This is a genomic window from Methylobacter arcticus, assembly GCF_050917435.1.
Classification (GTDB): Bacteria; Pseudomonadota; Gammaproteobacteria; order Methylococcales; family Methylomonadaceae; genus Methylobacter_A; species Methylobacter_A titanis.
Genome location: NZ_CP159583.1, coordinates 3,594,413 through 3,607,229, shown reverse-complemented (window position 1 = coordinate 3,607,229; position 12,817 = coordinate 3,594,413). Strand labels below are relative to the sequence as shown.

Annotated in this window: 11 protein-coding genes and 1 pseudogene; 5 read left to right on the top strand and 7 right to left on the bottom strand. The window is 52.3% G+C overall.

What is annotated here, in order from left to right; genetic code table 11:
- Window positions 1-42 precede the first annotated feature (42 nt).
- Together ABXJ76_RS17230 and ABXJ76_RS17225 are read left to right on the top strand one after the other, a co-directional pair.
- Window positions 43-867 (top strand): transposase, encoded by an 825-nt coding sequence (locus ABXJ76_RS17230; RefSeq protein WP_432742307.1) that lies wholly within the window; start codon window positions 43-45, stop codon window positions 865-867.
- A gap of 22 nt (window positions 868-889) precedes the next feature.
- On the top strand, window positions 890-1,543 hold the full coding sequence (locus tag ABXJ76_RS17225; protein ID WP_432742305.1) for a transposase: 654 nt from the start codon (window positions 890-892) through the stop codon (window positions 1,541-1,543).
- Window positions 1,544-1,623: 80 nt separating this feature from the next.
- Here ABXJ76_RS17225 and ABXJ76_RS17220 read toward each other — a convergent pair whose 3' ends face one another.
- Window positions 1,624-1,941 (bottom strand): hypothetical protein, encoded by a 318-nt coding sequence (locus tag ABXJ76_RS17220; RefSeq protein ID WP_432742303.1) that lies wholly within the window; start codon window positions 1,939-1,941, stop codon window positions 1,624-1,626.
- Window positions 1,942-2,994: a phosphate/phosphite/phosphonate ABC transporter substrate-binding protein gene (locus ABXJ76_RS17215; RefSeq protein WP_432742301.1), complete on the bottom strand. Its 1,053-nt coding sequence runs from the start codon at window positions 2,992-2,994 to the stop codon at window positions 1,942-1,944.
- Between the two features lie 245 nt (window positions 2,995-3,239).
- Here ABXJ76_RS17215 and phoB point away from each other — a divergent pair, with 245 nt between their 5' ends.
- The 3 genes from phoB (at window position 3,240) to phoR (ending at window position 5,527) form a co-directional block, all read left to right on the top strand.
- Window positions 3,240-3,950: a phosphate regulon transcriptional regulator PhoB gene (gene phoB / locus ABXJ76_RS17210; RefSeq protein WP_432742299.1), complete on the top strand. Its 711-nt coding sequence runs from the start codon at window positions 3,240-3,242 to the stop codon at window positions 3,948-3,950.
- 151 nt (window positions 3,951-4,101) lie between these two features.
- A complete protein-coding gene (locus ABXJ76_RS17205; protein WP_432742297.1) occupies window positions 4,102-4,239 on the top strand; it encodes a hypothetical protein in 138 nt (45 codons plus the stop codon).
- A 1-nt stretch (window position 4,240) separates the two neighbouring features.
- A complete protein-coding gene (phoR, locus tag ABXJ76_RS17200; protein ID WP_432742296.1) occupies window positions 4,241-5,527 on the top strand; it encodes a phosphate regulon sensor histidine kinase PhoR in 1,287 nt (428 codons plus the stop codon).
- Window positions 5,528-5,661: 134 nt separating this feature from the next.
- On the opposite strand, the gene ABXJ76_RS17195 is transcribed toward phoR, so the two are convergent.
- The 5 genes and pseudogenes from ABXJ76_RS17195 to ABXJ76_RS17175 all read right to left on the bottom strand — a co-directional run bounded on the left by ABXJ76_RS17195 (window position 5,662) and on the right by ABXJ76_RS17175 (window position 12,445).
- Window positions 5,662-6,123, bottom strand: coding sequence for a Wadjet anti-phage system protein JetD domain-containing protein (locus tag ABXJ76_RS17195; protein WP_432746563.1), 462 nt, complete (start codon window positions 6,121-6,123; stop codon window positions 5,662-5,664).
- Between the two features lie 212 nt (window positions 6,124-6,335).
- Window positions 6,336-6,842 (bottom strand): annotated as a pseudogene (locus ABXJ76_RS17190) (DUF3322 domain-containing protein); the annotation flags it as partial.
- A complete protein-coding gene (locus tag ABXJ76_RS17185; protein ID WP_432742294.1) occupies window positions 6,842-10,210 on the bottom strand; it encodes an ATP-binding protein in 3,369 nt (1,122 codons plus the stop codon). The gene ABXJ76_RS17185 and the pseudogene ABXJ76_RS17190, both read right to left, overlap by 1 nt.
- Before the next feature lie 67 nt (window positions 10,211-10,277).
- The gene (locus ABXJ76_RS17180; RefSeq protein WP_432742292.1) at window positions 10,278-10,988 is read right to left on the bottom strand and encodes a DUF4194 domain-containing protein; all 711 of its coding nucleotides are present in this window, start codon (window positions 10,986-10,988) and stop codon (window positions 10,278-10,280) included.
- Window positions 10,989-10,990: 2 nt separating this feature from the next.
- Window positions 10,991-12,445: a DUF3375 domain-containing protein gene (locus tag ABXJ76_RS17175; protein ID WP_432742290.1), complete on the bottom strand. Its 1,455-nt coding sequence runs from the start codon at window positions 12,443-12,445 to the stop codon at window positions 10,991-10,993.
- Window positions 12,446-12,817 lie beyond the last annotated feature (372 nt).

Sequence of the window (12,817 nt, the reverse complement as noted above, 5' to 3'; positions counted from 1 at the left end):
ACAATGCATCTGATTGATAAATATAATATTTTATATAAAATAATGACACCGCGCCGCTACAAAGCAGTCTCAAACAGACACCAAATCAGCCTACTGCCGCCCAGCATAGAAGACTATGTACAAGAAACAAATCCAGTACGCGCCATTGATGCTTATGTAAGCACATTGGATTTGGCAAAACAGGGCTTTCAAAACACCTCGGGCGTTATTCTTGCTGGACAACCGGCCTATCCGCCCGAAGCTCTGCTCAAATTGTACCTTTATGGCTACATCAACAAAGTCCGCAGCAGTCGCAGGCTGGAAAGTGAAACCTATCGCAATCTCGACGTTATCCGGTTAGTGGAAGCCCTTCGCCCCAGCTATAAAACCATTGCCGACTTCCGCAAAAACAACAGCAAAGCATTAACAGCCACGAACCGTGATTTCGTTTTGCTGTGCAAAGAATTGCAGCTTTTTGGCGGTGAAACGCTGGGTATCGATGGCCGTTTCTTCAAGGCCGATGCCAGCAAAGACAGCATCTACACCGAAGGCAAACTGGAAAAGCAACTTCAGCAACTGGAACAAAAAATCAATGCCTATCAGGAACAACTTGCCCTTCAGGATGAAGCCGATAACCAAGCAGGGCTTGGCAGCTTGATTGAAGACCAGCAACTGAACGAGAAAATAACGGCGCTAAAAGAAAAACAAGCGATCAAGAAAGCCTTGCAAAAACGCTTGCAAGAAAATGACAGTAAACAGCTGTCCACAGTTGATCCGGATGCCCGCCTACTCAGCAAGCGCGGACAAACCATTGCCGGCTACAACGTACAGATTGCCGTTGATGCGAAACATAAACTCATTGTTGCCGAAGCGGTGACAAGACGGTAATGACACCCAACAACTCACGCCCATGATTGACAAAGCCCAGGACATACTGGAATCAACGAAGTTAACCGTATTGGCCGACAGCGGGTATTACGAAGGCAACCAAATCAAGCAATGCGAAGACCAGCAGATCATCGCCTACGTCGCCATTCCCGATAAATCCAAAGGCATTAAGGCGCAAGGCCGCTACACCAGGGATCAATTCAATTTTAATGCAGAAACGGGCATTTATACCTGTCCGCAAGGTATGCCGCTCACTCGCTATGGCACACCACACCAGATCAATAACAAAAGCTACGACCGATACAAAAGCAAAGTTTCCGCTTGCAAACAATGCCCGGTGCGTAGCCAGTGTTTAACCGACAAAGCCGCCGCTAAACAACTGATGCGCTGGGAGCATGAGGAAGTTGCCGAGCGTCGCCAAGTCCGCATGCAAAACAGCAAAGGCATCATGCGTCAACGCGGTGCGCTGGTTGAGCATCCTTTCGGCACGTTAAAGCGAAGGGCAGGATGGGATCATTTTTTGATGCGAGGATTGGAAAAATCGAAAGGAGAATTCAGCCTAATGGTGCTGGGCTATAACTTTACGCGCGTATTGAATATCCTTGGCATGGATTCCCTAAGGGATTATTGCGTCCAACGCAGTGAAAATAAGGCAATTATTCTTGGGTGCGCATAGAATAATGTCGACTAATGCTCCGTAATGCGGCTAATCTAGAACCCAACTGGAGCATGGCTATAAAGATGCGGAATAGTGGGCTAACTAATCCAAATGAAATTTAAAGTACTGACCATTTTTTTAAAAAACGCCGGGGTATTTATAGGGAAAGTTGGTGTTTTGTATTCTTTCTCAGTCTCATTAGCTAATACCCATGATGTGCTGCTGGCCAGCGACATAGTGAGCGATTTACTTTGCTGCAATGCGGCGCTATAAAGAAAATTGCGTTGTCGGTCATATAAAAGGCCGGCAAGTCCTACCATTATGATCAGCGCAACACTGCCAAAAGACCATGCTAATTGACGCCGAATGGAGCCGCTAAAAAAAGCCCGCTTCGCTTTGCTTCGATGATGATTCATTTATTCTAAAGGCCGCACTGTTTTTATAAAGGCCGCAATAAATGCCTGCACAGCTTCGTAACTGGCATCATTAGCCGGTTCAAAACGAGTAACCGGAATCCGGGCTAACATTTTCCGGCCTTGCTGATGTTGGTCGAGATTAAACAGCAGTGTAGCAAACTTGTCTGCTACCTGCGTCGGCAGGTCTGTACGCACCACCCAGCCGTTGTTCTGTAGCGGCTCGGTTTGCCATTTAACCTCAAGCTGGCTAGCTAGTTGGGGATTTTCCTTGCTGAATGTTTTCCATGGCACCGGCCAAGTTGCGGCCGCCGCGACATGTCCGCGCAACACGTTGATGATCGATGATTCCTGGGAACCGACGTAGCGGTTTTCGATGTCGTGGTTAATATCAATGCCGTGGGTATGCAGATAATACTGGGGCATCATGGTCGCAGCCAGCGCAGTCGGGGCAGGATAGGATACTGCTTTGCCCTTGAGGTCGGTGACGGCGTTAATGCCGCTATCGCGACGTACCAGAATAATGCCGCGAAAATCATCGTCATCGGCCATCTTGCCAAATACGCGATAGCCATGTTTAAGCGCGTTGACGGTTTGATAAGGATTGGGCATTGCAAAATCAAAGTGTCCGCTGTAGAGTTTTTTGTCAAACTCCTCATAATTGCGCGATGCTTCCAGGGTAAAATTGGCTTCGGGTATGTTTACGTTAAGAAAATCGACAATGGGGCCGTAAACTTCAAACAGCCGTTTGGGGTTATGCAAGGGATGGATGCCAATCACATATTTGGTCGCGTTAGATCTACTGTGTGCGCTGAAGCTGGGTTTATAAATGTCATCGGCCTGTTTGTTCCAGCCCGCAAGTAACGGGAAACTCAACAATAATTGCCACTTTTTTGTGATAGTTGTTTCTTGAGACGCGGAATCGATTTTAGATACTGGGGCGGTCGTCTTGGCGTTGTCTGCTAAGGCTTCCAAGGGCGGCGCGTCAGCAAAAGCAGAAAAATTGAACATCAGCAACAGCGTTATGAAGCTATATCGGCGTAAAATTGCAATCATGATAGGTCGAAGCTCTGCGACTGAGGTTGGCGGATTAAGCTACGGTTATCAATAAGGTAAGTATTATTACGTAGATATAAGCGGGCCAAATGATACCCGTAATAGTTGAGTATTGGAATTTATTTTAACGGCTTTTTTACAGGGAGAGTGTCAATTTCAACATATAATAAGCAAATCCTAATTGTCATAAAAGGGTAACATGTGGTTTGTTAAAATATCCCGTTTATTATTATGCTATTTGATATATGTCTAGTTTAAATATTCTCGTTGTTGAAGATGAAGATGCCATCAGGGAGATGTTGGTGATGGTTCTTGAGCAGGCCGGCTTTAGGTCGATTGCGGCAGCGGATGCGGAAGACGCGCAAAAAGTTCTGGATGATGCCTTGCCTGACTTGATTTTATTGGACTGGATGTTGCCGGGAGTCAGCGGTGTCGAATGGGCCCGACGCTTAAAAAAAGATCCCATGTATCGGGGACTGCCTATTATTTTACTGACCGCGCGAGGCGAGGAAGAAGATAAGGTTAAAGGCTTGGAAATCGGCGCCGACGATTATATGACCAAACCCTTTTCACCCAAAGAACTGGTGGCCCGTATCCGCGCAGTTTTACGCCGTAGCGGAAAAATAAACGATTTGGCGCAAATCACCGTAGGCGATCTGGTTCTTGATACCGAACAGCACCGGCTCAGTATCGGCGATAAACAACTGGATGTCAGTCCGACCGAATTCCGTTTAATGCAGTTTTTTATGACCCATCCCGATAAAGTCTTCAATCGCACCCAATTACTGGATCAGGTCTGGGGACGTAGCGTCTACATTGAAGAACGAACCGTTGACGTACATATACGGAGGTTACGAAAAATTCTGGCGGAATACGGGCGGGAAGAGCTAGTACAAACTGTGCGCGGCTTTGGCTACCGGTTTTCCATAGCGGATTCAGCAACCGTTTCTACATGATCCACAGGGTTGTGGTGAGAGCTTCCGCTTCTCGGCAACTGCTCCTGCTCCTGCGTTGCTCTCGATCGCTGTTCCAGACGCGATTCTACCTTCCCCATCCGTGGGGTCGTACCTCCTGCATGACCCACAGGGATGTGGAGAACGCAGAGAAATGAATGGATCATTTCCTGTCAATGCAAGTCGTGCTCACGCCCCTTATCGACATCCTGTAGGCAATGCAAATATTGCAGAAGCGCCCAAAGTAGGCGCTTTAGGCGATATATTTGTTCATGCGGTCGTAACCAAATAATATGGGTATCTGGCAAAAAGAACTCATTATAGGACTGCTGCTGTTTTTAGCCGTATCGATAATGGGTGGCATGACCGGGTTATTTATGCCCTTGGTGCTGGTGTTGACACTGGGCATGTTAATGCGCCAACTGTACCAGATTAATCGCTTTGAAAGATGGATACGAACAGGGGGCAGGGCCAAATATCCCAAGACATCCGGCGTTTGGGAAGAAATTTATTACCATGTTTACCGCATTAAAAAGAACGAAAAAAAACGCAAAAAGAAACTGGGAAAAATGGTTGACCAGTTTCGCCAGTCCACCGAAGCGTTACCGGATGCGGCAGTCGTTTTGGGTGCCAACGACGAGATTGAGTGGGCGAATAAAGCGGCCAGAGAAGTTTTCGGCTTGCAGCAATCGGATAAAGGCCAACGCATTCCCAATCTCATTCGATTCCCTGAATTTATCCGCTACCTTAAATCCGGAAATTATAACGAGCCGGTCATATTGCCTTCCCCGATAAACAATCGCATAACGCTGGCGGTTCGAATTATCACCTATGGCGCGGGCTTGCGGCTGTTATTGGCTCAGGACGTTACCCAGCTGAAAAAAATGGAAAGGATGCGTAAGGATTTTGTCGCTAATGTGTCGCATGAACTCAGAACACCTTTGACCGTATTGAAAGGCTATCTGGAAACCTTGCAGGACATGGATGACGGCGAGTCGCCGCTATTAACCACTTCGTTTCAGCAAATGCAGGGGCAGACTGAGCGCATGCAGCATCTGGTTGATGATTTGCTGTTGTTGACCCGCCTGGAAACTCAGCAGAAGAAAACCGAGTGCGTTAATGTCCCGGTTTTATTAGATCAGATTTGCAAGGAGGCAGAGACGATACATGGCAAAGCTTCCGCTTCTGCCCGGATCGAATTAAGCCTGGAAAGCGACGTGAATATAATGGGTGAAGAGCAGGAGTTGCGTAGTGCCTTTACCAATCTGCTGGGCAATGCACTTAAATATTCGCCGGATGATTCCGTGGTAAAAGTGCGCTGGTATCGGTCCAACGATACTATCATGTTGGATATTGAGGATCAGGGCGAAGGCATTGCGGCTGCCGATATTCCCCGTGTTACCGAACGCTTTTACCGATCTGAAGTCAAACGCGTCAAGAAAGTGGGTGGTACCGGGCTAGGCTTGGCTATCGTCAAACATGTGTTGATGCGGCACGATGCCAAGCTAAACATTACCAGCGAATTGGCCAAGGGCAGTCGATTCAGTTGTCATTTTCCGGCTAAGCGGGTTTGTCATTAGTACGATAAGCCGGTGCTACGCTTAGTTTGAGGCAATAACAGGAAGATTAATTTGTGGAAATATCTCATGAAATGGGTCGATTTGCGTAGAGGTCGACTGTGAATAAGTGGGTATCTGACATCTATTGAATGAGGTTATATAAGCGCCGATAACACGGATTCTATCCAACCGAAGCCTATTCTTTCTTGCTCAAGACGCAGATTTTTGCCTATCCGATTGTCCCGTAAATCATCATAAAGTCCCATCTCCGCAGGGTTTAGTCTGGACAAATCACGCAATGCCTGTTTCTCTTCCTCACCCCATTGCGATTCGAATGCCAGCAAGGTGGCGCGATCCATCAGGAACGACTGTACATGGTCGAACCGTCTGCGGAGCTGATCGAGAATAGCGAAGCCGTGGGTGTCAATATCGCCCCAATAATGAATGTGGCAGCGTGAAAGCCATTCGGCCTTACTTAACATCTCGAACCCGTATCCCGCTCCAAAGATGACCAAGCTGTCCTTGATCTCTGGAAAAGCCAAAAAGTTGATCTCGTTCTCGGTGATAAATACATGCGTGACATTAGGTTCAAGCCGGGCAAAGCTCTCGGCATCCAGAGTGATGTCTTGTACTCGGTTACCCGGTAGGCTTGCTCGGCATCAAGAACGCGAAAGCGGATACGCTCTGGTTTGTCGCGAAACCCGTAACGCTTGGCGAATTGGTTTACGCCGGATGTCGTCTGATTGATTGCCTCTTTCGGTAAGACGATGTCCAGTAATTCCGCGAGCACAGCGCGATGGGCTTCGATAAACTTGCTGTGTACGCCCGGAATATCTATCTGCCTTAGGTACACGTCAGGACATGGATGAGCCAGCCGCCAAGCAACGATTTCCAATAGCAGGCTCCAGTCGTCGGACAGCTCCAGTGCGCGCATTGGCCTTTTGGCCAGCCACTTCAGTGCGTACGGTTGCTTCTCGCATGTCATATCAATCAATGCAGTGAAGCGAGCGACGTCTCGTCGCTTACCAATCAGTGCCAAGGCGTCTTCCAGGGTATCAATCCATGCCTCTTGGGGAACCGTATTTGCGCCGAATACCCTGTGTTTGAACTCGCGCATCTCTACCCGGCAGTGAGACATCATTCGAAGCTCGCCGATCCAGGCGCGCACCTCGTCAAAGCGGGAGGCCATCTGGGCCGACGTAGGGCATTTAAGCGCCAAACGCTTCGGGAATAGTGGTGCGCCGGTGACAAGACTGGCCGGCAATTCGCCTCGATCCCACAGCTTGAGCACCTGGGCGCGCAAATCGGTCGGCGTGGTCCAGTTGACGCGCGTCATCAGGACATCCGCGCTTTCTCGGCGCGGTATTCCTCAATCGACAGATTACGCAACTTGGATGCGCAGCCTTCTTCGTTGTGGACAAATCCCACGCTGGAGACGAAAGGCTCGATGATGTGGATTTTCTGCAAGGGCGTGACGATCAGGAGTTGTAGGTTGAGTTGTTCAAACAGCCGCAGACCGTATTGAGCGGACTCGTCTGAACCGCGCCCGAACGCTTCGTCGATCACCACGAAACGGAAAGAGCGGGAACGCATCGCTCCCCATTCAAGGCCGAACTGATAGGCCAGGCTCGCGGCCAGGATGGTGTAGGCCAGTTTCTCTTTTTGACCGCCCGATTTGCCGCCCGAGTCGGAATAGTGCTCGTGCTCGCTGTCGTCCTCGCGCCAGCGCTCGCTGGCGGCAAATACGAACCAGTAGCGTACATCGGTGACCTTGGCGGCCCAGCGGCGATCCTGTTCGGATTGTCCCTCTCGCCCGCGAAAGCGTTCGATAATTTGTTTGACCTGAAGGAACTTGGCCTCGGAATATTGACTGTCGTCGGAACCGGTCAACGCCCCTTCGGTGCAGGCGCGCAAATCGGTCTGGAAATCGCGGATGTCGGTATCCGGCGTCGGCTGGGCTTCCAGCACGATATAACGGCCGGTGTTATAGTCGATCTGGGTCAGCGACTCGTTGATGCGGGTAATACGTTCTTTGATGGTTTCTCTTTCCCGGTTCAGTTGCGAATTAAAGTTTGCTACCTCGCGGATAGTGTTCTCGTTCAGCAGCTCTTTGAAGCGTGCTTCAAAGCGCGGCAGGTCGTCGGCTTGCAGCTTGTCGAGCATGCTGAGGTATTCGAAACCCGCGGCAATAGCGGCATCGACCTCTGCTGTTTCCAGCTTGAACTCCTCTTTGTATGAGGTCATCGCTTTGACGATGCGCTCTCCCAGATTACTGAGTTTCCTGTTTTCGCCATCAATTTTCTTTTGCAGCCAGTCGCGCATGTCGCGTTCGCGATTATCGCAGGATTCGACGGTGAGTTGATGCTCTCCCAACGCTTCAGCCCTTATGTTTTCAAGCCATTCGAAATATGCAGAGTGGCTTGCATAGGCCGGTTCATCGATAACCGCCTGCGTTTGGGCATACAGGGTTTCCGCATCGGATTTCTTCTGCTCGGCCTTGGAACGGTAGTCCTTGCGATCCTCCAGCTGGGCGTCTGCGCTGTTCAATGCTGCAATGACCTCATTCAGCCGTTCGGTCAGTTGCTTGAGCACGTCGGAAGCGGATTCCAGCTTCTGTTTCTCGTCCGTTAATTTAGCCACTTCCACGGCAAGGGACTGCCAGTCGAGTTCGCGAAAATCGGCGTATTCGTCGAGTTTCGACAGCGCATCGAGACGGTCCTTGAGCGCGTCCCTGTCGGCCTGAATTTTGCCGATGCGGCTGCCCAGTCCAGCCAGATTTGCCTCCAACTGCCTTGCTTTGGTTTCGAGCGCGGCAATCTTTGCCGCGTTGGTCCAGCCCAGCACGTAGCGGCTGCGATCATCCAGCCGGTGGCGGTCGTCTTTTTCGTGGCGTTCGCCGGGTGCCTTGATTTGGCCCGCGTGCGTGATGGCGCGCGCCTCACGGCGGAATTGTTCATGCGTCGCGCAGCAGGCCACGTCGAAACGGTGTGCCAGTTCGCGTTCCAGCCAATCGTAAAACAGCGAGTCGGGTTTGATGGCCAGTTTGCGCGCCAGGGAATCCCGGTGCAGGTTGGGCAATTCGCCGCGAGCGCCTTGGCGTATCCGAAAATAGACCAAGCGTCCCTTAAGGCGCGTTCTATCGACCCACTCAGCGACTTTAGCGTAATGTTGATCAGGCACCAGCAGCGACAAGCCGAAGTTACGCAACAGCCGTTCGGCTGCGCCTTCCCAGTCGCGCTCATCGTCACGCACCTGCAGCAGTTCGCCGGTAAATGGCATATCCGCTTCGGGCAACTTGAGGGCGTTGCATAATGCGGCGCGCATGGCTACCTGTTCGGCGGGAATGTTGCTGCGCCGGGCTTTCAGGCTGTTGATTTCGGCGGTCAGGCCTTCGTGCTCTTGCATGCCTTGGCGCAAGCTTACGCCGTGTTCGGTCAGCTCGTTTTGCAGCCGGTCGTCTTGTGTCCGAGCGGTTTCGGCCAGGTCCAAAAAACGCTGATGCTGACCGAGAAAACCGGCCTCATCGCCGGGCGGGTTTTCGCCGACAGCGCGCACCAAGTCGGTGTAACGTTGTGCTTTACGTTCACGCGTTTGGCGTTCCTGCTCCTTATTGCGAATGTCTATCGTCAAGCGCTCAAGACGGTCGCCGCCGTTATCGACAATGCTGTGCTTGAGTTCATCCACTTCGATTCGTTGTGCGTCACGGAACTGTTCAAGGCGCTTGACGTGGGCATCCTGTTTTCTCCATTCATCGGCAAGGCCGGCGATGCGTTTCTCCAGAAAAACCAGTTTCAGATTCGCGAAGTAGGGTCTCAATGCCTCGCGGCAGGTGCGCAGTTCTTCGACTTGCGCCGCAAGAGACGAATGGTGTTCGCAGTCGGTAACCAGCGGCGTGAGCAATTCCACTTGTCGCTTGGTCTTTAACACCGCCTCATGCGCTCGGTTCAGGTCATCGAAGTGACCGATCAAGGCCGCGATGCGCAGCGCAACATCAAAAGGTTCGAGCATATGGCTGCGAACAAAGTCGGTCAGGTTACCGACCGATTTCATCGACACGGTTTGATGAAACAGTTCCAGTGCCTGTTCATTATCGATGCCGAAACGGCGGCGGAACCAGGCGCCGTAGGGCGGAAAGCTGTCAAACAGCTCGGCGTTTAAGCCTCGCAGTTTCTTCCTCAGTCCTCCGATGTCCGAGCCGAACTGCGCGAAGTCTGTCGCAATCGACATAGCGCGTTCCGCGCAAACAAAGAAGCGTGCCGGTTGGCTTTGCGCATCTTTCATCCAGAAGACCTGCGCCAGCGTTACCGTTTGGTCGTAGCCCGCGTTATGAAAAACGCCCAGTATCACCGAATAGTTGTTGTGGTCTCGTAGCGCCACAGGCTTGGCGGTTCCGCTTACCTCGTTGCGCTCGGACTTGTAATGTCCCAGCACATAGGAGCGTAGCGACCGCTCTTTGCTGTCGGCCCCGGCGGCCTTGTTGTAGGCGATGCGGTGAGCCGGCACCAGTAGCGTGGTGACGGCATCTACCAGCGTCGATTTTCCCGAGCCAATATCGCCGGTAAGAAGGGCGTTTTTCCCGTCAGGATTGAGTACCCACACTCGGCCGTCGAAGGTGCCCCAGTTGAAGACTTCCAGACGATGCAGGCGGAAGCCGGAAAGCGCATCATCGTCCATGAAATCCAGGCTCAATTGCTGATCATTCATGTCGCACCTCCTTGTGCGGCGCCCTTCGGGCCACTTCGCGGTGCAAATCGGCTGTCCTGTCGATTTGTCATGCGGCAGCTCCTTGTTTGTCACTGTTTGGGCCGCCTTCTGCGATGACCGTACTGAGTTGGGCCTGATAGGCCGCCAGCCGCATATCGAAATCCGCCAGCCATTGCGCATCGACAAAGGCCTTGAGAATGCGCCGCACCTCGAACGCGGCAGTTTGTCCAGCAGCCGCTTTAAGCTTGCGCAGGAAGCCCAGTTCGACGATCTTGTTCAGATGAGTCTCGATCTGATCGATCAGTTTGGCTTCGTTGCTGCTTTCGGGCAGGAACACCCGAACCAGTTCGACGATTTCATCCCGCGACAGCACCAGCCGCGTATCGCCGCCGCTTGCGTCGAACTCGGCCAGTTTCTTGCGCAACAATGCCAGTAACAAGCTGACCGGGAACGACAGCGGACGTCGGGCAATCAGGCGGGGAAGCTTTGGCGTTGCGTCATCGTGAGTTTCCTGACGCGAACGAAGGAAGGCATAGCCCTCAGCCTCGTCAAGCACGAGCTCCAGGTCCAGTACCGCCACATAGTCGCGCACCCGCGCTTGCAGGTTGAGCAAGGCATTCCAAAGGTCGGCGTCCGCTTCCTGATAGATCACGCCTTTGAGCAAAAGTATGACTTGGGCCGACAAGTCAGTCGCTCCTCGGCATCCTGCCGCCGCGACATTAGTGCATCCATGCACGTCATGCATTGCTGCGAGGGGTTCAAGTTCTTGTTCTGTCATTTTTACCTCATAAAGATTACGCGCGGCAAACGCGCCTGTTTCGCATATTCCAGGCCATCTGTTCCTGTGCGTTTCCAGGCGATGGTATCGATTGTTCCTTCATCCACGACTGTCTTGAAAGTATCGCCTGCGAGTTGCAGGTACGCCACCAGTTCTGCTAGGCCATGTTGTAGCGGCTGCATCTTACATAGCTCATGCAGGGTTACTTGCGCGCGATCCTGCAAGGCGTGGCGGATGTGCCTGCCCAATTGCGCTGTGTCGATGACGATCTGTGAATACAGCACTGCTGCGTCCATATCGGCATCGCCTGATTCCAGTTCTATATCGGCGATCAACGGTTTAACGGTCGGCATGTGGAGCGGCCGTTCCATCGGCAACTCGATGTCGGCAGCGGTATCGGCAATATCCGTTATTATTCCCGGAGGCTGTGATTCCCGTAGCGCCAACGCCTTGGCCTCAATGCCGTGCAGGATATCCATGATACGGCGGTTCTCCAGCCAGGCCTGGTCGTCCAGGAAGCGGCGCAACTGTTGCGAAAGCTGGGCCACGGTGCGCTGCGTGTGTTCTCCGGCTTCCAGCCAATCGTAATGCACACGCCGGGTGCGGGCGTCGGGCTTCAGTTCGGCAACAGGCGGCAGGGCCAGGACGCGGTCAAGCAAACTTGAGAGTTCTTCCTGGCGGCTGCTTGACATCAGGAAATCCCAAAATGCGCGAAAACTGCGGCCCTGATCGGAGTCCGCTATGGCGTCGCGCTCGCCCATGATGTCTTCCAGTAATGCGCCTTTTGAGCCTTCCCACAGCGCGATACGTTCCCGCACACGTCTATCCAGCCGGCGGAAGTTATACTCTACTTCCCGGAAATCGGTCAGCAACTCGCGCGCGAGTTGAATGAACTGTTGAAAGCGGTCTTTCAGCGCCGTGTCGTCCAGCAACGGAATGTCCCCTGCCAGAATGCGTGCAATCTCGGCATCGATTTCATTGCGGCGCTTGTGCAATTCGGCAATACGCGCCTCCGGGTCGGTCTCGCTGCCTTCGCTCATCTGCTTGAGCAGGTCGAACAGCGTCAGCAAGCGCGACTCGGTACCCACGAAACTGCGCTCGGTGAGCGTTGCCAGCCAGGCAATCGCCTTTTCGGTGGACGGGGTCAGGTCGAAATGCGGTTCATCCGACCCGTGGATATAGACTTTACGTAGCCAACCCTTGTCGGTGGCCGCCCAGTCGTTGAGGTAGTCCAGCGCCGGTTTCGGGAATACTTCTGCACCCAACCGTTCGCGCAGGGCGAACAGTTCGTCTTCCAGTGTTTCGGCTAAATCCGCTTGCGCCATTACCCTGACATTGGGAGCAATGAATACGCGTTGCAGAAAGCTCGCGACCAGCGGCGCATGCGGCGAATTCAGCAGCCGCCAGGCCGGGTGGCTCTGGCGTAGCAGATCAAGGGTGGCATAGTCCAGGCTCAATCCGTGACCTCTAGGCTGACTGCAGGATAGGCGCTCTCCTTGTTAATGACGCCTGTGCGTACGTCATTTAGCCGGACAACAGCCTGTTTGTTTCGATTATGGATTGGAGTCATTGCTCCTCCTGGATATTTGGGATAAAAAGAAGCTTTTGGAGCTTCCCCTTTACGCATGGCTTAGACTATTGTTCGGATTTCAGGGGCCACTTTAGAGCTTTTGTTGCTACCACGCAATAAATTGCAAGGGAGACGCGGGCCGATCTCCCCTTGCGCAAAGGTATGAGTTATTTAATTCTCATTCCTCAACGGTTTGTTATTTGCTCTGTCCAAGCCATTCGGCTTGAAAACAATCGCACTATCCCCCATGCTAGTCATA

Excerpts from the sequence above, each read along its gene's own strand:
- ABXJ76_RS17230 (WP_432742307.1), top strand. The coding sequence starts at position 43 with ATGACACCGCGCCGCTACAAAGCAGTCTCAAACAGACACCAAATCAGC.
- ABXJ76_RS17225 (WP_432742305.1), top strand. The coding sequence starts at position 890 with ATGATTGACAAAGCCCAGGACATACTGGAATCAACGAAGTTAACCGTA.
- ABXJ76_RS17220 (WP_432742303.1), bottom strand. The coding sequence starts at position 1,941 with ATGAATCATCATCGAAGCAAAGCGAAGCGGGCTTTTTTTAGCGGCTCC.
- ABXJ76_RS17215 (WP_432742301.1), bottom strand. The coding sequence starts at position 2,994 with ATGATTGCAATTTTACGCCGATATAGCTTCATAACGCTGTTGCTGATG.
- phoB (WP_432742299.1), top strand. The coding sequence starts at position 3,240 with ATGTCTAGTTTAAATATTCTCGTTGTTGAAGATGAAGATGCCATCAGG.
- ABXJ76_RS17205 (WP_432742297.1), top strand. The coding sequence starts at position 4,102 with ATGAATGGATCATTTCCTGTCAATGCAAGTCGTGCTCACGCCCCTTAT.
- phoR (WP_432742296.1), top strand. The coding sequence starts at position 4,241 with ATGGGTATCTGGCAAAAAGAACTCATTATAGGACTGCTGCTGTTTTTA.
- ABXJ76_RS17185 (WP_432742294.1), bottom strand. The coding sequence starts at position 10,210 with ATGAATGATCAGCAATTGAGCCTGGATTTCATGGACGATGATGCGCTT.
- ABXJ76_RS17180 (WP_432742292.1), bottom strand. The coding sequence starts at position 10,988 with ATGACAGAACAAGAACTTGAACCCCTCGCAGCAATGCATGACGTGCAT.